The sequence below is a fragment of the Tardiphaga sp. 768_D3_N2_1 genome (assembly GCF_052076105.1).
GTDB lineage: Bacteria > Pseudomonadota > Alphaproteobacteria > Rhizobiales > Xanthobacteraceae > Tardiphaga.
The window spans coordinates 2,373,746-2,393,756 of record NZ_CP197245.1; the positions used below are offsets into that span (position 1 = coordinate 2,373,746).

At 60.6% G+C, this 20,011-nt stretch carries 35 protein-coding genes and 1 tRNA gene; 19 read left to right on the forward strand and 17 right to left on the reverse strand.

All coding sequences use genetic code 11. From position 1 onward, the window contains the following. Positions 1 to 9: 9 nt before the first annotated feature. Positions 10 to 249 (reverse strand): hypothetical protein, encoded by a 240-nt coding sequence (locus AB8A27_RS10940; protein WP_092143260.1) that lies wholly within the window; start codon positions 247 to 249, stop codon positions 10 to 12. Between the two features lie 144 nt (positions 250 to 393). Between AB8A27_RS10940 and AB8A27_RS10945 the strand changes: the two genes are divergently transcribed. Continuing rightward, the gene (locus tag AB8A27_RS10945) at positions 394 to 867 is read left to right on the forward strand and encodes a hypothetical protein (RefSeq protein WP_441241916.1); all 474 of its coding nucleotides are present in this window, start codon (positions 394 to 396) and stop codon (positions 865 to 867) included. 119 nt (positions 868 to 986) lie between these two features. On the opposite strand, the gene AB8A27_RS10950 is transcribed toward AB8A27_RS10945, so the two are convergent. The 3 genes from AB8A27_RS10950 to AB8A27_RS10960 form a co-directional block, all read right to left on the reverse strand. Then, positions 987 to 1,184, reverse strand: coding sequence for a DUF3606 domain-containing protein (locus AB8A27_RS10950; RefSeq protein WP_068736505.1), 198 nt, complete (start codon positions 1,182 to 1,184; stop codon positions 987 to 989). 116 nt (positions 1,185 to 1,300) lie between these two features. Beyond that, positions 1,301 to 1,549 (reverse strand): DUF6719 family protein, encoded by a 249-nt coding sequence (locus AB8A27_RS10955; protein WP_068736508.1) that lies wholly within the window; start codon positions 1,547 to 1,549, stop codon positions 1,301 to 1,303. A 162-nt stretch (positions 1,550 to 1,711) separates the two neighbouring features. Beyond that, positions 1,712 to 1,918: a hypothetical protein gene (locus AB8A27_RS10960; protein ID WP_441241917.1), complete on the reverse strand. Its 207-nt coding sequence runs from the start codon at positions 1,916 to 1,918 to the stop codon at positions 1,712 to 1,714. Positions 1,919 to 2,129: 211 nt separating this feature from the next. On the opposite strand from AB8A27_RS10960, the gene AB8A27_RS10965 reads away from it, so the two are divergent. Both AB8A27_RS10965 and AB8A27_RS10970 read left to right on the forward strand, forming a co-directional pair. Then, positions 2,130 to 2,369 (forward strand): hypothetical protein, encoded by a 240-nt coding sequence (locus AB8A27_RS10965; RefSeq protein WP_441241918.1) that lies wholly within the window; start codon positions 2,130 to 2,132, stop codon positions 2,367 to 2,369. Between the two features lie 224 nt (positions 2,370 to 2,593). Then, positions 2,594 to 2,779: a hypothetical protein gene (locus AB8A27_RS10970; RefSeq protein WP_139069921.1), complete on the forward strand. Its 186-nt coding sequence runs from the start codon at positions 2,594 to 2,596 to the stop codon at positions 2,777 to 2,779. 146 nt (positions 2,780 to 2,925) lie between these two features. Here AB8A27_RS10970 and AB8A27_RS10975 read toward each other — a convergent pair whose 3' ends face one another. Continuing rightward, positions 2,926 to 3,249: a hypothetical protein gene (locus AB8A27_RS10975; RefSeq protein ID WP_441241919.1), complete on the reverse strand. Its 324-nt coding sequence runs from the start codon at positions 3,247 to 3,249 to the stop codon at positions 2,926 to 2,928. Between the two features lie 105 nt (positions 3,250 to 3,354). On the opposite strand from AB8A27_RS10975, the gene AB8A27_RS10980 reads away from it, so the two are divergent. The 3 genes from AB8A27_RS10980 (at position 3,355) to AB8A27_RS10990 (ending at position 4,425) form a co-directional block, all read left to right on the forward strand. Further along, complete coding sequence (locus AB8A27_RS10980) at positions 3,355 to 3,573, forward strand: hypothetical protein (protein WP_441241920.1); 219 nt, start codon at positions 3,355 to 3,357, stop codon at positions 3,571 to 3,573. Positions 3,574 to 3,717: 144 nt separating this feature from the next. Continuing rightward, a complete protein-coding gene (locus AB8A27_RS10985; protein WP_441241921.1) occupies positions 3,718 to 3,963 on the forward strand; it encodes a hypothetical protein in 246 nt (81 codons plus the stop codon). Between the two features lie 96 nt (positions 3,964 to 4,059). After that, positions 4,060 to 4,425, forward strand: a complete 366-nt coding sequence (locus AB8A27_RS10990) for a PRC-barrel domain-containing protein (protein ID WP_441241922.1) — start codon at positions 4,060 to 4,062, stop codon at positions 4,423 to 4,425. A gap of 96 nt (positions 4,426 to 4,521) precedes the next feature. On the opposite strand, the gene AB8A27_RS10995 is transcribed toward AB8A27_RS10990, so the two are convergent. Continuing rightward, positions 4,522 to 4,695 (reverse strand): DUF3606 domain-containing protein, encoded by a 174-nt coding sequence (locus AB8A27_RS10995; protein WP_441244884.1) that lies wholly within the window; start codon positions 4,693 to 4,695, stop codon positions 4,522 to 4,524. A 253-nt stretch (positions 4,696 to 4,948) separates the two neighbouring features. Between AB8A27_RS10995 and AB8A27_RS11000 the strand changes: the two genes are divergently transcribed. Then, the gene (locus tag AB8A27_RS11000) at positions 4,949 to 5,119 is read left to right on the forward strand and encodes a hypothetical protein (RefSeq protein ID WP_441241923.1); all 171 of its coding nucleotides are present in this window, start codon (positions 4,949 to 4,951) and stop codon (positions 5,117 to 5,119) included. A gap of 29 nt (positions 5,120 to 5,148) precedes the next feature. On the opposite strand, the gene AB8A27_RS11005 is transcribed toward AB8A27_RS11000, so the two are convergent. The 3 genes from AB8A27_RS11005 to AB8A27_RS11015 all read right to left on the reverse strand — a co-directional run bounded on the left by AB8A27_RS11005 (position 5,149) and on the right by AB8A27_RS11015 (position 6,186). Continuing rightward, entirely contained in the window at positions 5,149 to 5,370 is a 222-nt protein-coding gene (locus AB8A27_RS11005; protein ID WP_441241924.1) for a hypothetical protein, read from the reverse strand. Between the two features lie 296 nt (positions 5,371 to 5,666). Then, positions 5,667 to 5,852, reverse strand: coding sequence for a hypothetical protein (locus AB8A27_RS11010; RefSeq protein ID WP_441241925.1), 186 nt, complete (start codon positions 5,850 to 5,852; stop codon positions 5,667 to 5,669). Positions 5,853 to 6,060: 208 nt separating this feature from the next. Continuing rightward, positions 6,061 to 6,186 carry a hypothetical protein gene (locus AB8A27_RS11015; protein WP_286144227.1) on the reverse strand — a complete coding sequence of 42 codons (126 nt, stop codon included), beginning with the start codon at positions 6,184 to 6,186 and terminating at the stop codon, positions 6,061 to 6,063. Positions 6,187 to 6,365: 179 nt separating this feature from the next. Between AB8A27_RS11015 and AB8A27_RS11020 the strand changes: the two genes are divergently transcribed. The 4 genes from AB8A27_RS11020 to AB8A27_RS11035 all read left to right on the forward strand — a co-directional run bounded on the left by AB8A27_RS11020 (position 6,366) and on the right by AB8A27_RS11035 (position 8,781). After that, positions 6,366 to 6,887, forward strand: a complete 522-nt coding sequence (locus tag AB8A27_RS11020; RefSeq protein ID WP_441241926.1) for a PAS domain-containing protein — start codon at positions 6,366 to 6,368, stop codon at positions 6,885 to 6,887. 111 nt (positions 6,888 to 6,998) lie between these two features. Beyond that, entirely contained in the window at positions 6,999 to 7,217 is a 219-nt protein-coding gene (locus AB8A27_RS11025; RefSeq protein ID WP_441241927.1) for a hypothetical protein, read from the forward strand. 138 nt (positions 7,218 to 7,355) lie between these two features. Beyond that, positions 7,356 to 7,805, forward strand: coding sequence for a VOC family protein (locus AB8A27_RS11030; protein WP_441241928.1), 450 nt, complete (start codon positions 7,356 to 7,358; stop codon positions 7,803 to 7,805). Positions 7,806 to 8,133: 328 nt separating this feature from the next. Continuing rightward, positions 8,134 to 8,781: a glutathione S-transferase family protein gene (locus AB8A27_RS11035; RefSeq protein ID WP_441241929.1), complete on the forward strand. Its 648-nt coding sequence runs from the start codon at positions 8,134 to 8,136 to the stop codon at positions 8,779 to 8,781. A gap of 21 nt (positions 8,782 to 8,802) precedes the next feature. Here AB8A27_RS11035 and AB8A27_RS11040 read toward each other — a convergent pair whose 3' ends face one another. Both AB8A27_RS11040 and AB8A27_RS11045 read right to left on the reverse strand, forming a co-directional pair. Then, the gene (locus AB8A27_RS11040; RefSeq protein WP_441241930.1) at positions 8,803 to 8,955 is read right to left on the reverse strand and encodes a hypothetical protein; all 153 of its coding nucleotides are present in this window, start codon (positions 8,953 to 8,955) and stop codon (positions 8,803 to 8,805) included. A 12-nt stretch (positions 8,956 to 8,967) separates the two neighbouring features. Beyond that, entirely contained in the window at positions 8,968 to 9,222 is a 255-nt protein-coding gene (locus AB8A27_RS11045; protein WP_439093084.1) for a PilZ domain-containing protein, read from the reverse strand. Positions 9,223 to 9,549: 327 nt separating this feature from the next. Between AB8A27_RS11045 and AB8A27_RS11050 the strand changes: the two genes are divergently transcribed. The 3 genes from AB8A27_RS11050 (at position 9,550) to AB8A27_RS11060 (ending at position 10,693) form a co-directional block, all read left to right on the forward strand. Continuing rightward, a tRNA-Glu gene (locus tag AB8A27_RS11050) sits at positions 9,550 to 9,624 on the forward strand. A gap of 157 nt (positions 9,625 to 9,781) precedes the next feature. After that, positions 9,782 to 10,321 carry a hypothetical protein gene (locus AB8A27_RS11055; protein WP_441241931.1) on the forward strand — a complete coding sequence of 180 codons (540 nt, stop codon included), beginning with the start codon at positions 9,782 to 9,784 and terminating at the stop codon, positions 10,319 to 10,321. Between the two features lie 135 nt (positions 10,322 to 10,456). After that, positions 10,457 to 10,693: a hypothetical protein gene (locus tag AB8A27_RS11060; protein ID WP_441241932.1), complete on the forward strand. Its 237-nt coding sequence runs from the start codon at positions 10,457 to 10,459 to the stop codon at positions 10,691 to 10,693. 21 nt (positions 10,694 to 10,714) lie between these two features. On the opposite strand, the gene AB8A27_RS11065 is transcribed toward AB8A27_RS11060, so the two are convergent. Beyond that, a complete protein-coding gene (locus AB8A27_RS11065; RefSeq protein WP_441241933.1) occupies positions 10,715 to 11,308 on the reverse strand; it encodes a DedA family protein in 594 nt (197 codons plus the stop codon). A gap of 182 nt (positions 11,309 to 11,490) precedes the next feature. Here AB8A27_RS11065 and AB8A27_RS11070 point away from each other — a divergent pair, with 182 nt between their 5' ends. Then, complete coding sequence (locus AB8A27_RS11070; protein ID WP_441241934.1) at positions 11,491 to 11,784, forward strand: hypothetical protein; 294 nt, start codon at positions 11,491 to 11,493, stop codon at positions 11,782 to 11,784. Positions 11,785 to 11,865: 81 nt separating this feature from the next. On the opposite strand, the gene AB8A27_RS11075 is transcribed toward AB8A27_RS11070, so the two are convergent. Continuing rightward, positions 11,866 to 12,126 (reverse strand): hypothetical protein, encoded by a 261-nt coding sequence (locus AB8A27_RS11075; protein WP_441241935.1) that lies wholly within the window; start codon positions 12,124 to 12,126, stop codon positions 11,866 to 11,868. A 159-nt stretch (positions 12,127 to 12,285) separates the two neighbouring features. Here AB8A27_RS11075 and AB8A27_RS11080 point away from each other — a divergent pair, with 159 nt between their 5' ends. After that, positions 12,286 to 13,302 (forward strand): PrsW family glutamic-type intramembrane protease, encoded by a 1,017-nt coding sequence (locus AB8A27_RS11080; RefSeq protein WP_441241936.1) that lies wholly within the window; start codon positions 12,286 to 12,288, stop codon positions 13,300 to 13,302. A 123-nt stretch (positions 13,303 to 13,425) separates the two neighbouring features. Further along, a complete protein-coding gene (locus AB8A27_RS11085) occupies positions 13,426 to 14,001 on the forward strand; it encodes an HdeD family acid-resistance protein (protein ID WP_441241937.1) in 576 nt (191 codons plus the stop codon). A gap of 23 nt (positions 14,002 to 14,024) precedes the next feature. On the opposite strand, the gene AB8A27_RS11090 is transcribed toward AB8A27_RS11085, so the two are convergent. Genes AB8A27_RS11090 through epmA form a run of 3 tightly spaced genes read right to left on the reverse strand, consistent with a single transcriptional unit; the run spans position 14,025 to position 16,493 of the window. After that, the gene (locus tag AB8A27_RS11090; RefSeq protein ID WP_441241938.1) at positions 14,025 to 14,303 is read right to left on the reverse strand and encodes a hypothetical protein; all 279 of its coding nucleotides are present in this window, start codon (positions 14,301 to 14,303) and stop codon (positions 14,025 to 14,027) included. Positions 14,304 to 14,343: 40 nt separating this feature from the next. Beyond that, on the reverse strand, positions 14,344 to 15,444 hold the full coding sequence (locus AB8A27_RS11095; RefSeq protein ID WP_441241939.1) for a lysine-2,3-aminomutase-like protein: 1,101 nt from the start codon (positions 15,442 to 15,444) through the stop codon (positions 14,344 to 14,346). Beyond that, a complete protein-coding gene (epmA, locus tag AB8A27_RS11100) occupies positions 15,441 to 16,493 on the reverse strand; it encodes an EF-P lysine aminoacylase EpmA (protein WP_441241940.1) in 1,053 nt (350 codons plus the stop codon). The genes AB8A27_RS11095 and epmA overlap by 4 nt, the downstream gene beginning before the upstream one ends. A 138-nt stretch (positions 16,494 to 16,631) precedes the next feature. Between epmA and efp the strand changes: the two genes are divergently transcribed. Beyond that, the gene (gene efp / locus AB8A27_RS11105) at positions 16,632 to 17,198 is read left to right on the forward strand and encodes an elongation factor P (protein ID WP_441241941.1); all 567 of its coding nucleotides are present in this window, start codon (positions 16,632 to 16,634) and stop codon (positions 17,196 to 17,198) included. Between the two features lie 179 nt (positions 17,199 to 17,377). After that, positions 17,378 to 18,607, forward strand: coding sequence for a lytic murein transglycosylase (locus tag AB8A27_RS11110; RefSeq protein WP_441241942.1), 1,230 nt, complete (start codon positions 17,378 to 17,380; stop codon positions 18,605 to 18,607). A 9-nt stretch (positions 18,608 to 18,616) separates the two neighbouring features. On the opposite strand, the gene AB8A27_RS11115 is transcribed toward AB8A27_RS11110, so the two are convergent. After that, positions 18,617 to 20,005, reverse strand: a complete 1,389-nt coding sequence (locus AB8A27_RS11115) for a class II fumarate hydratase (RefSeq protein WP_441241943.1) — start codon at positions 20,003 to 20,005, stop codon at positions 18,617 to 18,619. Positions 20,006 to 20,011: the final 6 nt, after the last annotated feature.

Genomic DNA, 20,011 nt, shown 5'->3' on the forward strand with positions numbered 1-20,011 from the left:
CGAAATCTTTTATGCAGCCCGCGAAACGTCGGCAGAGGGTTCGCTCTTAGGCAGATCGTCCTTCTTCGGCTTCGCCACCGGCGTTGCCTGAGACTTCTTCACGGACTTGCCGTACTGCGCCAGCTTATCGAGCTCGGCTTCGAGCTCAGCCTGACGTGCAGCAACTTTTTCCGCCAGCTTGTCGGATGCATGATCACGCAGTGCCGCAAGTTCCTCGATACTCAGTGAGTCCAGATCGATCTTGGCCATGGAAATCTCCCGTTTGTTCCGCACTAGCGATAACATCCATGCGCCGCAAGCGCGGCAACGCGATCATCCACCGAAGAGATGCAATTCGATTGACGTCGAGCCCGCACTTCGCAGACAATGCATGCGGGATTGGGGAAACGCGTCATGGCATCTTGGAAAGAAGAGCGTGACCGACTGGTCGCGCAGACGCTCGCATTCGTACAGGAGGTCGCTGCGGCGCATCCGGTCGCGGCCCAGCGGCTGAAGATCTGGCAACCGCCGACCCACACACCGTCGCAAGCGTCCGGTTCAACGGAAGTCTTCACCTCGCCTGCTATTGCGAACGCCGATCATTCGACGACCTCTGCTTTGATTGTAGAAGCGGCTAGTGCGGCAAGTGAGACCTCGGAGCGTGGTTCGCAAGCCGTTCCCGTTGCTGCTCCAACCAACGCGTCGTCTCCTGCTCGGAGAAACCCGCTCTATTCCGGTCCATCCGAACGGGCCGAGATCCTCAAGCGCGTTGCTTCATTCAGGGCTCGCCAAGCCCAGATAACTCACGAGCGCGACGTTTACTACGAAGCCATACAGACGCGTATTCGAACAACGCTGCGCAACGAAGCCGGGCACGACCGGATGTAAGGCCGGAACAGCTTCTCCGATGCCCTGTTTTCAGGAAGCCCCATCCTCCCGCGGCGGGCTTTCGCCTTGGGCTTCAACTCGAGGGGCGATCTGTTTGAGGGACGGTCTGTCTGTCCGGGTTATTTACCGAGGTGACGCCGCACGGCGGCAACCGAGGAGCCGACCTTTTCGATCGCGGCGTTCAATTCGGTCGGCGAGACGCTCAGCCGATAGGCCCAGTAGTCACGTTGCGACGCGTCGCTGGAATCGATCACCGGCGCCGGCCGGACGCCGCGTTCGGACGCCAGGACGGCGGCGACTGGGACGAGACTGATCATACAGAGAGGGTAACACCTCACCCGCACCGCCCAAGCGCGTGCTTGCTCCAGCGTTAACAGGCGATTGACGCAATCTCGGAAAGCCGTCGAGCCAAAGCAACCCTTGCCGCGAGCGGCTATTGAACAACCGAGCCTAGCGAGGCCTGGATTTCATTAAGCGGGATGCAAAGCTTCTTACGGCGCAGGCCGCGAATGGCGCCGGTGACCTTCAGGATCTTGCCGGCCGCACATGACCCGTCCTGGACCAGCGCGCTTTCATAAGGTGCCAGGATGAGCGGTTCAGCTGTCCGAATGGACTGAGCGGCACATGGTGTGGCCAACGCCACCAGAGAAATTCCGAAAGTCCCCAAAACCCAAAAACGCATGGTCGTCCCCAACACAGCAAATACGCACCGGTCCAAGGGTAATTCGTTCACGCCCTTCAATTTTTGCAGCCGGCTCTGTCCGAGCCGTTACTGCAATTATTGCCCCGGACCACCACGAAATACAAAGCAATTTTCGCGCCGACTTCCGGCTTCAGCATAGGGTCAGAGCGTGACCTGCTCGTGACCGCACTCCTTGCAGGTGAAAGACACCCGGGCGACGCCCTTTGGCGCGGAAACCTTGTTCGCCGCACCGCATTTGCCGCATGTCGACATGATCCTCGTATCGCCCTGCTTCACCACCAGCGCCTTGCGCTCCATGGTCTCGCGGATCAGACGCTCGGCTTCTTCGCGCATTGCCTGTTTGCTCATGCAGCTCTCCTGGACAGACGCCGAAGCAAAAGGCCCCGATCGAGCGGCCTTATAACCGATGACAATGACACTCTCCATCGCGATCAAAATCGGGAGCCCCGGATCGCACCATCCCCTGCAGAATTTTCGTGCATTCCAATCTGCCGCAGCGAGATCCCGATGGACAGAACGGCTGACGTGAACTAGAACAAATAGAGAACATCATTCGCCAATGTTTTATCGCGACGTCACAGGAATCGCCGGGTTGGCGGGGCATACGCGGCTGGAAAACAGGGAGACTGACATGGACTTGCAGGCACGTATCGAGCTTTGGAAGAGCATCGACCCGGATCCGGAATTCTGCCGCAAGGCAGAGCGGGAAATGCTGTTGTTGAGTTGTCAGGACGAAGACTGGGTCAACGCGCGGATGCGGGATTTCGAACAGGCCCTCGCTCTGGAGACCGCAAACTAGCGGAACCTTTCGCCATCTTCGCCGTTACATCGCCATCAGGATATCCAACCTCGCCTCATAGCCTGACGCGAGGTTTTGCTTTGCCGGCGATTCGGCAGAGATGGCCGGTTGAGTTGCGTGAGCGTTGCGCGCTGCGACTTATCCACCGGCCGCCTTGCAAAGATCGGATTGATGCCGCATTCGGCATCAATGCTCTCCTCGGGGAGCGAAACGAAGAGAAGAGAATGAACGAAGAAAGAATTTCAGCGGCACGCGCCGACATGGAACGGCGGGTGGCAGAATTTCGCGAGAAGCAGGCAAAGTTTCAGCGCGAACGTGAAGACTATTATGAGACCACGATCGAAAAGGTACGTGCCACCGACTGGAATGAATTCGTGACACCACGTCAGGAGCGTCGCGTACGGCACTAGCCGCGATTTGTTCGCGCAGCAGCATTCAATAAAGAGCCCGCTATTGTCTGGCGGGCTCTTTATTGAATCAAGTCGCTGAGTGCGCCTCACTGCGTGCAACGCAAAAGGCCCGAAGCAATGCTCCGGGCCCTGATATTGTTCAGCGCCTACCAATAGCCGTAGCTGCGATAGTAGCGCGGCCCGCCATAGGCATAGGGGCCGGGACCATAGTAGCCGCCATAATAAGCCGGCCGATAATAGCGCGGCCGGTAATAGCCGTAGTCGGGACCGTAGCCATAATATCGTGGCCCATAGCCATACGGTCCGTACGCGCCATAAGCCCCCGCGGCCAGCGCACCTGCGGCAATACCAAAGCCGATTGCGGGACCCGGTCCCCAACCTCGCCCCCATCCGCGCGCTTCAGCCGGCGCCGCAATGGCGGTCGCGCCAATGGCTGCGACAGTGGCCAGGATCAATGCTGCCTTTTTCATGTGACCATCCTTTCTGTTCACCACTGGCCAAATAACGCCAAGCTTTTTTGTTGGTTTCAGGGCCTGTAAGATTTCACCGCTCGGGTTCCAGACCGGAAGTGCGTCATGATGCCCATTCGCTATCGCCGTGCGCAGCTCGCACGCCAGCTTCAGGCCTTTCACGCGGCGCATCCCGAATTCATCAGGGAGCGGCTTCGCGCTTTCGATGAACACAACGGACGCGACAAGATGATTCCTGTAACGCATCGCAAAATGAAGCCGTCACCCTATACGCGTCGCATCGCTGCGCTCCCCCGCGACAAGGTGCCGATCAGCTCAGGCTAAAGCCTTAACGCGCCCCACAGCGCCGTCACATTTCATTTACCATGAACAACCGGTTATCGGAACGGCTCGCAAAGCCGACGCTTTCCTCTCCATGAATGTACGCGGTGTCGCACAGCCACGCGTGCGAATAGTGGAGTAATGGCGATGATTGAACAGATCGCGAAGATCGACAAAGCGCTCGACGAATTGCTTGTCGGCCTGGGTCAAATGGTGCTGCGATTGTCGAGTCCGCAGGTCACGCGTACGCGCGAGGAACGCGAGGCTTTAGTCCGCTCCGTCAATCAGTTCTCCACCTGCGCGGCCCGCTCCAGCGATCCGCGGGTCCTCAGACTTGCTGAAGACTTGCAGGATACGTTGAAGCCGCGCCTGCGTCTCGTGGCCAGTCGCTGATGACGCTGGGCGTCGCAAAACATTTGCGCGGCAACGACGCAGGAACGTTTCTCCCTTTTACCTGTTGGCCAGACACAACCAAGAGGGAGGCTCTACATGCCCATCGAAGCAAGTGAACAAGGTAACCTGATTGGCAGCGACAAGGTCGAAGGCACTGCAGTGTACGGCGCCGACGACCAGAAGATCGGTTCGATCGAACGCGTGATGATCGACAAGAAAAGCGGCAGGGTCTCATACGCCGTCCTGAGCTTCGGCGGCTTTCTGGGGATCGGCGACGATCACTATCCCCTGCCCTGGCAGTCGCTGAAATATGATACCGGACTGGGCGGCTATCGTACCGGAGTCACACAGCAGCAGTTGGAAAACGCCCCCAAATACGGCAACGACAATAGCTGGAATTGGGCCGACACATCGCGGGCTCGTGCAGTGAACGATTACTACGGCGTTCCCATGGGTGTCTGACCCGCAAGCGGCATAGACACAGAGAAAGCAGCACCCCTTCGGGTGCTGCTTTGCTTGTTCACTTGGTTCGTTTCACTTGGTCAGGTGCGTCCTGTTCTAGTGCGCCAGTTCCTTGCGGACTGCCGCAGCCGCATTGCCAACTTTCTCCACCGCCGCCTGCAGCTCCTCACGGGACACGCCGAGCTGATGGGTCCAGTATTTCACCTCATGCGCCTCGTGCATGTTGATCTTGCTGCGATCCGGCTGACCCTTGTTCTTCAGATCATCCATCGTCATCGGCCTCTTCAATCAGCTGGTTGACGTAAGTGGCGAGCTGCTAGCCGGCGTTATTGAAATCCTCGTCCACGCAACGTGTTCCATATGCCGTCTGGTGAGTGCAAAACCCGCACGACGGTGACTTGTTCCGGCGCGCCGCTCACCTGTCCCACGAGCAATCATTCAAATGCCGGAGATTCCGCCAACCCGGCTTTAACTGCACTTCCAGAGCTCCGAGAACCCAATTGCCCCCGCGGCATTATGGGGGATGATGTCCAGAGCCCTTGTCGTTCAAACCGTCGAACTGAGGCCGAACCCGCCGCCTTACGGTCGGCTGTCATTGCGCACGGGGGCATGGGATCAGTTGCAGGCCAAACGGGCCTATGACGACCACCACGAGCCCCCTGAGCCGCCGGTCGAACTCGACAAGAAGGTCTAAGGTCGCCAGCTGGCCGGCGGCGGTCCGCGCTATTGCGAAACCCGCCCACCAATGCCGACGCTCCCGCCGATCCTGATACAGGTCGACGTCCCCTCAACCTGCACGAAGCCGGCGCCGTATTGCGCACAGGGATTTGGTTTTCGTGGTGCTGGCTTCATGCTCTGCTTCGTGACTACCGGCTTCTTCGGCGCCGCAGCGAAGACCTCCAGCGGCACGACAGCGATCAACAGTCCAACAACGACAATTCTCATGCCTTCCCTCGCCGCTCCTACGCGGTCGCACCGCTCATCGGAACGAAAGCTGCAGTGCGGCGTTTCCATGGCATGGGACCGAGAGAAGAAGATAATGGCGTATTCCTGCTCGGTGCGGTCGCGCTTGTCTGCGGAATGATCGCCTTCGTACCGTGGCTCATCGAGCCGCCCCGCGCTGTTGCAAGCAAAGGCCCCCAGCGTGTCGCCTATGAGCGACCTCCCTCGCAAGAGCCCGTACGCGTAATCGTGCCCTTCACCCCCAACATCACGCCGAGCAAGCGTTAAGAGCGCTGCGTCTAGTTGGCAGCCACAGGCTGGCCGGCGGTGCGAGTGAGCTTGTCTGCTTTCAGCAGGACATGGTCCGTAGCCGGCTGCGGCCGTGCAAAGAAGCTCACGGCGACAAAGGCTGCGCAGAACAAAAATCCCACCAGCATCACCCGTCGATGCGTCGGCTTGTCGGCACTGTGAAACGAAGCGGACATGGTCACTCCCTCGATGGGAAATGAATAGCTCACCCTTATTTCCGCGCAATCATACTCTGGTTTTAACCTAACCGATGAAGGTTACTTGGCTGCGCGGATTTTAACGAAGCCGTTGTAGACTGTTAATTTCCGGCGCTCCCGCGATCAACCTAAACTACAGAACCACATCGTGAAGCGCCCCTGCACGGTTCGTGACTTCGTGCGCATGTTACTTCTTGTCGACGTTGTCCTGCGAAATCGGCGGAGCGGCGGTCTCCTTCGCATACTTCTCAGCAAGCTCGAATATTTCCCGACGGCGCTCCGGCTCGTTGATGGTGAGATAAGTCACAACCATTTTTAAAGCCTCCTCGTCCGAAGCCCTTCCAAACCGCCACACGCGCGACACTCCAAAGTTGTACAGAAAGGTTTTGGAACCTTTTCCCTGTACGTTGAATTGAATGCCTATCAATATACGCAATACTACGACCGGTTGGCCAATAAGTTCCCGGAGCATCCGATGATGGGGAGCAACGCATGATTGTCGGCCGGCCCATCTCGGAAATCTGCCGGGAGCTCGCCGCGTCGGCGGAGACCGACCATCAAACCGTCCTGGCGCAGATCCTGCGCATGGCGTCACTCGAAGCGGCTCGGACCGGCACCCGCCATCAGGACGACACCACCATTCGCGATCGGCTGGTCGGCACCTGGGATTGGGATATCGCCAACGACCGCGTTTATGCCGACAGCAAATTCGCCCGCCTGTTTGGCGTCAATGCGGACTTGGCCTCACGGGGCACGCCGTTGAAAGACTGGCTGAATGCCATTCATCCGGACGACATCGATGATGTCACCGCCGATATCAATCGCTCACTGACGACAGGTCAGGTGTTCTCACGCGAATATCGCGTCATCTCTCACGGAGCCACGCATTGGGTCTATGCGCGTGGCAAGTGTACGCTCGATGCTGCCGGCAACGCTGTTCGCTTTCCCGGCGCCATCGTCGATATTACCCGGGAAAAGATCGACGATTATCAACTCAGCATTGCTCCAACCTAGCCCTGACCTTTGCGACTGCCTGCTTCACGACAAAGACGTCGGTAAAGCGACGGGCGAGGCAACGACCCGTTGCCTGCGGGAACGTAGCCTTACGCTCCCCGTTATACCCGCATGGCAAGGAAATTTTTTAGCGTCGTCGTCGTGCGCTCCGTCGAGGAATCCGTGGAGATCGTTGTTGAGGCAAAGAACGCCGACGACGCACATGTGGCAGCCATTCAGCATCTTCAGAAAAGCGGTGACGAATATAAGTGGCAAAGGCCGCGCAAGGATCTGACGGTCTGGCACAAGCGGGAGATCGATCAGCCAACCATTGTCGATGTGAGTGCTTGAAAGCCAACTGACCTCACAATCCCGCAGATGCGCCGTCGTTGTCGCCACGACACCTGCCATTTGTCGTATTAAGCTGCTATGGCAAGCACCGCTGCCTTTGCAGTTGCACGCCTGTGTCGATCCCATGGAGACAATCCAATGCGTTACCTCCACACCATGCTTCGCGTCCGCAATCTCGACGCTGCCCTGAAGTTCTATGCCGATGCGCTGGGGCTCAAGGAAGTCCGCCGCATCGACAACGACAAGGCGAAATTCACACTGGTGTTCTTGTGCGCCGCAGAAGACGAGGCGCTGCTCGCCAATACCAAGGGCCGCGGCGCGCCGCTGGTCGAACTCACTTACAACTGGGATGAAGAGAAGTATGGCGAAGATCGCTATTTCGGCCATCTCGCTTATGAGGTCGACGACATCTATTCGACCTGCGATCGGCTGATGAAGCTCGGTATCACGATCAATCGCCCGCCGCGCGATGGTCAGATGGCCTTCGTGCGATCGCCCGATCTACATTCGATTGAGCTTCTACAGAAGGGCGACGCGTTGCCGCCGCAGGAGCCGTGGTCCTCAATGCCCAATACCGGACATTGGTAACTCGCAAAACGCGCTGCTGTGTGTAGTTGCGGAACTCCATGAGACATGTCGCGTTGTCAATGCGAACCTGATTTCATGGAGGCTGAGACAATGGGACGTGGAATTCTACTCTGGCTGCTGGGTGTGCCAATTCCGGTGATCATTCTGCTGTGGCTCTTCTTCGGTCGCTGACGCCTCCCAAGCCGAACCAATGAACAGGCCTCGCTCACGCGGGGCCTGTTTCGTTTGCCGGCTCGCTCCTTTGTGAGAGGTCGGTGCGAAACCATCCTTGCGATGGTCGTACGTTGCTGGCTAAACCTGCGGCGCTCAAACTCCAGCGAGGTTCATAGTGCCACAGACTACCCCTCCGTCCCTGCAGATCTGGGGCCGCGCCAATTCGGTCAATGTGCAAAAGGTTCTGTGGTGCTGCCACGAGCTCGATGTCGCCTATGAGCGGATCGATGCCGGCATGCAGTTCGGCCGCAACAGCGAGGCCGGCTATCTGGCGATGAATCCCAACGGCCGCGTGCCGACGTTGGTGCAGGGCGATTTCGTGTTGTGGGAATCCAATTCCATCATGCGCTACATCGCCCTGGCCTACGGCGCCACATCGCCGCTCTACCCATCCGCCCCTAAGGTGCGCGCAGGGATGGAGCGCTGGCTCGACTGGACACTGACGACATTGCAGCCGGCCGAGCGCCCGTTGTTCTGGGGACTGGTACGCACGCCCAAAGCGGACCGCGACATGGTGGCAATGCAGACGGCGGCCGACGCCAATGCAGCGTTGTGGGAGATTATTGACCGACAGCTCTCCCATCAGACCTGGATGGAAGGCGAGGACTTCAGCCTCGCCGATATCGCTATCGGTTGCTACGCGCGGCGATGGTTCGGCGTCGAGGGCATCACCCGCCCTGCACTTCCGCATCTGCAGCGCTGGTATCAGGCGGTCTCGGCGCGGCCTGGCTTCCAGACCTATGTCGCGCCGCCGCTTTCTTGAGCGCAGGCATTCGCTTGAGCGTTAATTCCACGAACGTTCGAGCAGCACGATACCGACGATCACCACCAGCGTGATCGCGGCCACGATAAAGCGCGTGGTCCAGCTCATGCCGCGACCGATCCACCACAGCAGCGCGCAGCCCATCAATACGGGAATGACGATATCGGGGCGCACGATCGTGAAGCCCTACGCGATAAAACGAACGCCCAGCGTCTTGCCGCGGCGCCAGACCACTTCACAAGTACGCCCGGTGCGCGCGTCGCGCGAGAAAGCCAGCTTCATCTTGTTGGGGACCGACGTGGGATCGTCGACGACAACTTTCGCGCCGGATGTCGAGAGGTCCAGCACATTGCATTGCCGGGCCGCGAAACCGCCGTCCAGCGTGATCCATCCCGCCTGGTGCACGGACCGGCGTGTGTCGCGTTTTTTCGTCACTGCCATCGCATCACTCCACGCCCCCGAAGAGAGCCTTAGGCCCGCATGCTTTAAGAACCGTTGAGAGGTGCAGAAGAGTTCGAAATGTCCTGTGCACAAGGTTCGCGCGCCGCGCATGGGGATCATCCACCTGATCCATCACCGCCCACTTGCCGACCCGAACAAACGTCACTATACGTTCGGCCGCTGGCACCGAACTGATTTGCTTTCGGTCGGTGCCGCCCGCGATAGATCAGCCCTAAAGCTTTGATGTTGCGGCGATTTTAGAAATAGCCGTGCAGAACCGCGGTATCCTTGGCCCGTTTCGGGTCGCTGGATCGACCGGGGTTTTTTGCTCCCTTCGTCTATCGGTTAGGACGCCACCCTTTCACGGTGGAGAGAGCGGTTCGATTCCGCTAGGGAGCGCCATTCGCGCACTGCCCCGGGTTAGGCCACGTTATTGCCACCCGAGCCTTATTTTCGTTGAACTTGGCCGCGAACCTCCTCAAATCCACGCGTTCTGGATGGTTTGTCGCGGATTGGAACGATCACACGCCATAGGACTTCGAGCTTCATGGTCGAAATCATGCCGAACGCTTCCCAGCACAGTTATGCGACCGACCCCGATCACACCTGGCGCCTTAGCCAGCAGCCGATCATGGTTGCGGCTGCAGCCCTGTTTCTGGTCGTGATCGGCATCGGCGGAATCTTCGCATGGCGCAGCTATAGCGGCGCAACGCCGGAACCGGAGCGCCTTACCGCATCGCGCCTGCAGCAGGCCCGTGTTGCGCAGGCGTCCGAACAGCTGATCGAAAAGACCAAAGGCATCGAGGCCACCCAGCAGCAGTCGATCGATCAGCTCCAGGTGGTGCAGGATCAGTTGCAGACCATGCAGCGCCTGATGACGGCGCAGCAGAACGAAGCGCGTAAGCTCAATGAACAGGTCGGCGCCCTCACCTCGACGCTCGACAATCTCCGGCAGTCCTTTGCCAGCACCTCGGCAACCGACGACAAGCCTGCAGCGCGTGAGCAGCCGCGTCGCTCGCGCTCCCGCGCCGCGGCGAGCAAGGGCCGCACGAAGATGAAGGTCGTTGTGCAGCGCAAGCGCCCCGGGGCGCGCGGCTAAGCCATCCCGGGCGATTGCTCCCGAGCACACGTGAACTGCTTGTACTCTCCACAACACCGCGCCTAGTCTGCTCAGCCGAACGCAATCTGCACTGCTCAAGGTGCGAGGTCATGCGATCCAGGCAGGGAGCGAGACATGAAGCACGACGGCGGCGATCACCTTCACGCGCACGACAGCGCGATAGCCGAGAAATACGGCAGCACCACACTGGCGACACTCCGCAAGATCTACGGCAAGTTCTTCGCAGCCGGGCATCCCGACACGCTTACCCTCGGCGAGGTGCTGGCGAAGCTGAACGACACCTCCCTCAGCCAGCTCCGCCGCGATCACGACACCGGACATCTCAAGAAGAAGATCTCGAAAGCGGCGTGATGCACCGCGTTGGCATTGTGGCTAGAACGCCTTGCGCAACAACATCACGGTGAGCACGATCACGACGACCGGCGCTCCAAATGTCACCGGCAGCAGCCACGGACTGTCGGCTTCGATGAGTGTACCGGGAATGACGCCGATCAAGGCATGATCGACAATCCAGACCATTGCGGACACGATACTCGCTATTTCGAACTTCAGACGCGGCATGCCGGCGATGCCCGCGACGCTAGTGACGAGCGCGCGCGCCGGCCCGATATGGTAGCCGACCATGATTGCCGCGATGCCGTAGCGGTCGAATAGCCCGCGTACCCGCGCCACCAGTTGCTGACGCGATTGAAGCATCTGCATCTCCAGCAGCCTCGGCCCGCACCGCTTGCCGAGCTCATAGGACAGGCTCATGCCGAGCGCCGCACCGCCGATGGCCCAGAGGACGAAAGTCCAGGACACCAAGCCGGCGCCGATCAGCACGCCCGTCGCCGTCACGATGGCCGCGGCCGGAACGACGAAACTGGAGCCGACCAGACATCCGAAGAAGGCGATGACGAAGCCAAGCGGTCCAGCCCAGTCGGCTTGTGCCGCAATCAGCGCAGAGATTTTCTGAATGATGTCCATCAGGGAGGGGCTTCCGACCGGCGCGCTGTGTTTCGTTCGAAACAAGCAATGAAACAAAATTGCGATCGACGAAACCGTTTCCTCGCCTCCGCGCAAATCGCCCGAAGCGAACGCTCTCTATCCCATCGTTCCAACGACGCGCCGATCGGCGCACGGATGGACACCAGATCGAGGGACACAGGATGACATTCACGACCGCCAGGCTCGCTGCCGCCACTGTTCTTGCATTCGGTATGCTGACCTCCGTATGCCACGCCTACAGCGCCGAGCAGGAACAACTTTGCACGGGCGACGCGATGCGTCTCTGTAGTTCGGAGATTCCGGATGTCGATCGCGTCACGGCCTGCATGATCCGCAACAAGTCGCAGCTCAGCGACGGCTGCAAGTCGGTATTCGCACCAACTTCAGCCTATCAGCCGGCCTCGCTGCGGACCTCTAAGCCGGTCAACAACCTAGTGCCGGCGCGAATGCGCTAAAGCTGAGCGCCAGCGGACCTTCCCACGGGATGGCGCTCCCTAGCGGAATCGAACCGCCACCTTCGAGAACCGGCGGAGCTTCTACCGTCGGCGCGCCACAGCGACGCCGAGCAGGAAGGCAACCAACAGAGATCCCAGCGGCGCTTCCCGCGCGACATTGGCCAGGATGCTCAGGGGCATTCCTGGCTTCTTGCCGGACTCGATGGCGCCTCCGATGCGATGCGCGGTCTCGGTCACCGCGTCTTTCACATCCGTGATCGTTTCTGTGATTGTCGATCTGGCCTCAGGTACGGGCTCGACGCCTTCGTAGATGTAAGGGGGTGTCCTTGCGTCGTCGGCCATGGTCGTGTCCCGTGCAGTATGAGCTGTCTCAGCCCAATCGACCGAGCGCTGATTGGTTCCGGCCCTGCCCGGAGTCAACGCCACCTTACTTTTTTGCCGCAGGTTGCCCCCGCAAGAGTCACTCTTTCCGGCCTGCCCGGCCGTCTATAATTAGGTTCCATGTACCTGCTCGAATCGCTCCCCACCGTGATCGGCATCGCCGCCGTGGCCCCAGCTCTGCTGGTGCTGTGGCTGGTGATTGCTGCCGACGAACGGCCGGGACCGCCAGGGTTGGTCTGGGCATCATTCCTGCTGGGCGCCGCCAGCATCTCCCTCCTCGGCTATGCCCGCGCGCTGTTCGCGGCAATTCCGGGTCTTACGGACAACCCGACCCTGGCCATGGTGCTTCACGCTGTGTTTGGCGTCGCCGCGCCGGAGGAGATCGTGAAGATCTTCGTCATCCTCGCAGTATCCACCCAGCGCGCCCGCACGGCCGATCCGATGGACACCGTGGTTTATGGCGCTGCCGCCGGCCTCGGCTTTGCAGCCTATGAGAATCTTGTCTATCTCCTGCAATATCCCGAGATGTGGCGGACGCTCGCGGTGCTGCGCAGCGTGCTGACCGTGCCGTTTCACGGCGCGCTCGGCGTCATCGCAGGCGCTTATATCGCGATCGCCCGCTCCGGCCGTGCGCTCGGCGCCCATCGCCGCGATGGATGGGCTTTCATTCGCACACCCATGCTCATTGTTCTCGCGCCGGTGACGCTGCATGCCTGCTTCGATCTTCCTCTGCTGACGCTGCAGCGGCATCCGGAAATCGTCGGCGTGATGCGCCGTGTGCTGGAGGCCGCCGGCGTGGTGATCGGCTTCGGCACGATCGCGCTGGCAGCACGACTCGTCAGGCGGATCGGCGCGCATCATGCGCCCCATACGGAGGTGTCACGCGAGCGGCTCAGCCAGTTGCGCGGCATGTGGGCGCTGCTGGTGGCCGGCGGCGGTGCAGGGTTTGCCGGCACAGCATTCCTGCTGACCTCGATCCATCATTGGTACATCAACCCGGCGCGCAACGTCACCATGATGCTAATCCCGCTCGGTCAGGTATCGATCGCCATCGGCGCCGTGCTGCTGGTGCTGACCACAACGGCCTATGTCCTCGGCCGCAACCGCATGCGCACGGCCGCACCAGCGCAGTCGTAACGTTCAAGAACGCGCGCGACATTCGAGTTATTCCCGATCAACAACCTTGCACGCTTCCGCGTGTGAGCGGATAAATACAAGGCACGGCCAGCATGCTGCCGGCCAGATCAGGACATCGCCGCCATGACCATGCCGCCCAACCTTGCCGAGTTGCAATCGAAGATGAGCGACGCCGTGCACGCGCATTGGAAAGCATTTCTGATCGAGGGCATCGTGCTGGTGATCCTGGGCTTCGCCGCGATGATTGTGCCGCAGGTGGCAAGCATTGCCGTCACCGTCATGCTGGGCTGGATGTTCTTCATCTCGGGCGTTGCCGCGCTGCTGATGACCTTCTGGGCCCGCCAGACGCCGGGCTTTATCTGGTCGCTGATCTCAGCCGTGCTCGGCATCGGTGCCGGCATCATTCTGCTCACGCGTCCAGCCGAAAGCACGCTGACGCTGACATTCGTGGTTGGCGTCTATTTCCTCGCCGAAGGCGTCGCGACCATCATGTATGCGCTCCAGCATCGCAAGGAACTGTCCGAGCGCTGGAGCTGGATGGCCTTCTCCGGTCTGATGGATATCGTAATCGCCTTTATCATCATCTCAGGCCTGCCCGGCACGGCAGCCTGGGCCATCGGCCTGATGGTCGGCATCAATCTGGTGATCGGCGGCGCGTCGCTGATCGGCCTCGCGATGGCCGCACGCAACAAGGCCTGATCCGGCCGATGATCTGCAGGGGCTCAGCAGCCCTTGCAGATATTCTTGATCATACGATCAAGTTCGCGATCCTGCGCGTCGATGCGGGACGGATCGTTCTTGCCAGTCTCCGGCGGCAGATCGCCCGGACGCGGCTGACGATGGCCGATGGGGGCTTCAGGCAAGGTGCCGCCGCTGTTGCTCTGTGTGGTCGGCTGCGAGCGCAGCCCCTTGGGTGGCAGGTTACGGGATGAGTCCTGCGCCAAAGCCGGCGAATGGCCGAGAACGAACAGGCCTGCCGTCATCACGAACAATGTCTTCATTTTCTGTCTCCGACACCAGGTGGCGCGAGTAAGCCGGTCACTACGGCTTCGGTGGATAGGTATGAACGTCGCCGCAGTAGTCCACCACACGATAGCGCGATTCCGCAGAAGCTTCACCGTCAGCCGTGCGATTGATTAAAGAATCCTCGGACAAATATTCCGGACCGATCGGCGCCTTGCCGTAACCGCCGGGAATATCGAGCACATAATCCGGCTGGCATAATCCCGAAACATTGCCTCGAATGGCGCGCATCAAGGCCTGTCCCTCGGCGATGCTGGTGCGCAAATGTGCGGTGCCTGGCGCAAGATCGCCGTGATGCAGATAATAAGGCTTGATGCGGCATTCGACGAAGCCGCGCATCAGCGCAGTCAGCGTCGCCGCATCGTCATTCACGCCGCGCAGCAGCACGGACTGACTGACCATGGGAATACCGGCGTCGATCATCAGCGCGCATGCCGCACGTGCAGCATCGGTCAACTCGCGCGGATGATTGGCATGCAGTGCCACCCATGTGGTTGCGCCCGGGACCCTCAATGCATCCACCATCTCCGCACTCACGCGATCGGGATCGGCCACCGGGACCCGCGTGTGCAATCGAATGATCTTTACATGCGGAATCGCAGCGAGGTCCGCCATGATCTCGCTCAATCGTCGCGGCGACAGCATCAAGGGATCGCCGCCGGTGAGGATTACCTCCCAGATCTCGTCGTGATTACGAATGTAATCCAGCGCGGCTGAATAAGCGTCGGACGACAGCGCGGTCTCCTTGCCCGGCCCCACCATCTCGCGGCGGAAGCAGAACCGGCAATAGACGGCGCAGACATGTACCAGCTTGAGTAGCACGCGGTCGGGATAGCGATGCACGACGCCATCGATGGGCGCGTGGGCGTGATCGCCGATCGGATCGGCGTTCTCTTCGGGCTGCGCGTTCAGTTCATCCACACTTGGAATGTACTGGCGCGCAATCGGATCGTCGGGATCGCTGCTGTCGATCAGTGCAGCTACGGCCGGCGTCACCGCGATCGCATAATGCGCGGCGACTTTCTCCAGATCAGCCAACGTCGAGGCTGGCGCGAAACCATTCTCAACGAGGTCGCTGGCTTGCCGCATGGTCGTCGCAACTTTCACGTGACGATTCATGACACACCTGCCGGCGGCGTCCACACCACCTGATCGATCTGCGTCGCGCCCGAAGCCAGCATCACCAACCGGTCGAAGCCAAGCGCCACGCCAGACGCGGGCGGCATCGCTGCGACGGCCTCGAGAAACTCCCCATCGAGCGGATAGCGCTCGCCATAGCGACGCTCCTTTTCATCCATCGCTTCCGTGAAGCGGCGGCGCTGTTCATCAGCATCGGTCAGCTCGCCAAAGCCGTTGGCGAGTTCGACGCCACAGGCATAGACCTCAAAGCGTTCGGCCACACGTGGATCGCCCGCTTTCGTGCGTGCCAGAGCGGCCTCCGGCGACGGATATTCGAACAGCACGGTCATCCGTCCCTGCCCGAGATGCGGCTCGACATGCTCCACCAGAATCTTGCTGAAAATATCCGACCAGGTGTCGTCGTCGCTGATCCGCACCTTGCCGGTCGCCGCAGTCGCCAGCTTGGCGCGGTCACCCTCGGCGCCATCGATGCTCGCAAGCAGATCGATATCCGCAAAGCGCATGAAAGCCGCTGCCACTGTCAGCATCTCCGGTTCCAAAAATGGATCGGCAACCTGATCGCGAAACGTGAAATGTCTGACGCCCGTGGCCCGCGCAGCACGAGCGATGATCGCCACGCAATCGGCGATGACAGTCTCGTAGTTCTCATTGGCACGGTACCATTCCAGCATGGTGAATTCAGGCAGATGCTTGTCACCCCGCTCCCGGTCGCGAAACACCCTCGCGAATTCGAAGATTTTCGCCTCACCCGCCGCCAGCAGCTTCTTGCAGGCGAATTCGGGCGAGGTCCGCAGATACCGCTGCAAGCGTTCGCCATCGCGGTCGATCAACTCGGTCTTGGGCGCGTGCAAATGGGTCTCATTGCCCGGCGAGACCTGCAGGACGCCGGTCTCGACCTCCAGGAAGCCCCGGGCGTCAAACCACGCCCGAATGGCCCGGGTGATCGCCGTCCGCGCCAGCAGGAAGCCCCGGCGGTCCTGGTGTCGCGCCGGGCTCCACCAGGGCGACGGACGGTCGGTTCCAGTCATCGGCAAACGGCCCTTTTGGGTTGCAAAACGCTGGCATCGCCGCGTGAAATCAGTATGTTGCCCCCCGAAACCGCTTCGCTGGCCACAGGACAAACACGTCCGGATCGGTCCCGGGCCTGAAATCTAGGAAACATATCTGTGAAAGTCATCGCCAGTTCTATTCGCAAGGGCAACGTTATCGATCAAGACGGCAAGCTCTACGTGGTTCTGTCCGCCGAGAACATCCACCCCGGCAAAGGCACCCCGGTCAGCCAAATCGAAATGCGCCGAATCAGCGACGGCGTGAAGATCTCCGAGCGCTACAAGACGACCGACCAAGTGGAAAAGGCGACCATCGAGGATCACAACTTCAATTTCCTCTACAAGGACGCCGACGGCTTCCACTTCATGAACAATGAAAACTACGACCAGATTCAGGTCCAGAAGGACGTAATCGGCGACGCAGAGCCCTATCTGCAGGAAAACATGACGGTGAAGCTCTCCATCCACGACACCGCGGCCGTCGCGATCACCCTGCCGCAGCGCGTGACGCTCGAAGTGGTCGAAACCGAACCGGTGACCAAGGGCCAGACCGCGTCGTCGTCCTACAAGCCGGCGATCCTGTCGAACGGCATCCGTTCAGCGGTTCCGCCGCATGTCGGCACAGGCACCCGCATCGTCGTGCTAACCGAGGATGGTTCCTACGTCGAGCGTGCCAAGGACTAAAAGCGCGGGGCGATCGCAAGATTACCGCCAGTAGACCGCAAGATTTTCACAAGACCGCCGCAAGCCCGAAAATGGCTTGCGGCGGTCTTTTTCATTCGTGATTACAAAAGGTTGTTACCAGAGACGGACCGCGACTCCTTGCCCCTGCCGCCACGCAAATCATGCGGCTACAATGGGACATGACCACGCGCGATTCCCTGATCGACCGACGCCGCCTGCTCCGCTCCGGCCTGGGTGCAAGCGTGCTGTTGGCCATGCCGGGGACCGCCTTTGCGGCGGCCGCGGGATTCGACCAGTGGCGCGACGGCTTTCGCGCCAAGGCAATTGCCAAAGGCGTATCCGACGCGACCTACGCGCGTGTGATGGGCCGCATCGAACCGGACATGTCCGTGTTCACCAAGATGCAGAAGCAGCCGGAATTTCACGAGCAGCTCTGGCAATACATCAACCGCCGCGCCTCCGACTGGCGCATCGCCGCCGGCAAGGAAGCGCTGCGCAAGAATGAAGCCGTGTTCGATCGCATCGAGCGCGACTTCGGCGTCGAGCGCGGCACGCTGCTGGCGCTATGGGGCGTCGAGTCCGCCTATGGCGATCCCATCGTGCAGCAGAATCATATGCGCCCGGTATTTCCGTCGCTGGCTGCATTGGCCTGGAACGAACCGCGCCGCCGTGCCTATTGGGAAACCGAACTGATCAACGCGCTGAAGATCGTCGACAAGGGCTGGGGCACGCCCGAGGAGATGCGTGGCTCCTGGGCCGGCGCCATGGGGCATACGCAATGGATGCCGGAGGTCTGGCTCAATGTCGGCATCGACTATGACCGCGACGGCCGCGTCTCGCCGTTCGGCAAGCCCGATGATGCACTGGGCTCCAGCGCGCGCTTCCTCGTCAATCGCGGCAAATATCCGCGCGGCGAGCACTGGGGTTATGAAGTGCGCGCGAACGGCGCCGGCTCGTCGGATGCCAAACGCTCTTTTGCATCATGGGCCGCTGCCGGCGTGACGCGCGCGGATGGACAGCCATTTCCGCAGCCGAATGCGACGGCGACGCTTTGGACACCGGTATCGGGCGGGCCGAGCTTCCTGCTTGGCCAGGGCTTCTACGCCGTACGCAGCTACAATCCGTCGATGAACTACGCGCTGGCGATCTGCCATCTCGGCGATCGCATTCTCGGTGGTGCGCCTTTCATCCAGCCCTTCCCCGGCTCGGAACGCGCGCTGACACTCGCCGAAGTGCAGGAAGTGCAAACCCGCCTCACCCGCGCCGGCTTTGACACTGGTGGCACCGACGGCCGCGTTGGCAACGACACGATGAAGGCGGTGCGTGATTTCCAGACGAAGGCAGGACTGCTGCCGGCGGACGGATATGGCGGGTTAAAGGTACTCGCGCGGCTGCGGCAAGGCGGCTGAGCCGTTCCGTCAAATCCCTGCCATCCGCTGCGGATCGACGTAACGATCATAGTCTTCGCCCGAGAGAAGCCCCAGCGCGATCGCTGCTTCGCGCGGTGTGATGGCTTCATCCAAAGCTTTGGCTGTGATGAGCGCGACCTTGTCGTAGCCGATCACCGGATTGAGGGCTGTCGCGAGCAGCGGCGCATTGGCGACATTCGCAGCGAGCTGTCGCCGATCGACGTCGAGCTCGCGGATCAATCGGGACGTAAAGACATCGATGCCATCGGCGAGGATGCGGACCGACTGCAAGACGTTGTAGATAATAACTGGCTTGGCAACGTTGAGCTCGAAATTGCCGGATGCGCTGGCTGCAGTGACGACAGCACTGTTGCCCATGACCTGAAAACACACTTGCGCGAGCATTTCGGCGATCGTCGGATTGCGCTTGCCGGGCATGATCGACGACGTCAACCCGTCATGCGGGATGACGAGTTCGCCGAGACCACAGCGCGGACCGGAGCCAAGCAAGCGTACGTCGTTGACGATCTTCAGCAGCGTGACGGCAAGGCCGTTGAGCGCGCCGGACACTTCGACAAGCGCGTCATGCGCGCCCATGCCTTCGAACTTGCTTGGGTTCGGGACGAAAACAACACCGGTCAATGCGTTCAGGTGCCCGCAAAAGGCGCTGTCGAATCCCGTGGGCGCATTGAGCCCGGATCCGACGGCTGTGCCCCCCTGCGGCAGCATCAGCAGACGCGGAAAGACGGCTTCGATACGGTCGATCGCATGATCGGTCTGGCGCGTGAAGGCATCGAATGCTTGCCCCATCGTCATCGGCACGGCGTCCATCAGATGCGTGCGTCCGATCTTCACGACATCGGAGAATGCGTCCGCCTTGGCCCGGAGATCGTCGCGCAGCGCCTGCAAGGCCGGGAGCAAGCGCCCGCGCAACTCCAGCGCCGTGGCCACATGCATCACGGTCGGAAAGCTGTCATTCGATGACTGCGAACAGTTGACGTGATCGTTGGGATGAACGGGTGATTTGGTCCCGAGCGGCTGGCCCAGCAATTCATTGGCGCGGTTCGCGATCACCTCATTGGCGTTCATGTTGGTCTGAGTGCCGGAGCCGGTCTGCCAGATCGGCAACGGGAAATGATCGTCAAAGCGACCTTGCTGAAGTTCGAGTGCCGCTGTTTCGACCGGTGCTGCGATTTCCGGCGCGATCGTCCCGAGTTGCAGATTGGCGCGAAGTGCCGCGATCTTCTGCAGAGCGAATGCACGGATCAGCGCGACCGGGAAATGCTCATCGCTGACCTGGAAGACCTCAAGCGCGCGCTGGGTCTGCGCACCCCAATAGCGATCCTTCGGCACCGCGATGGTGCCGAAGGCGTCATGTTCCGTGCGTGTATCGGTCACCACGTC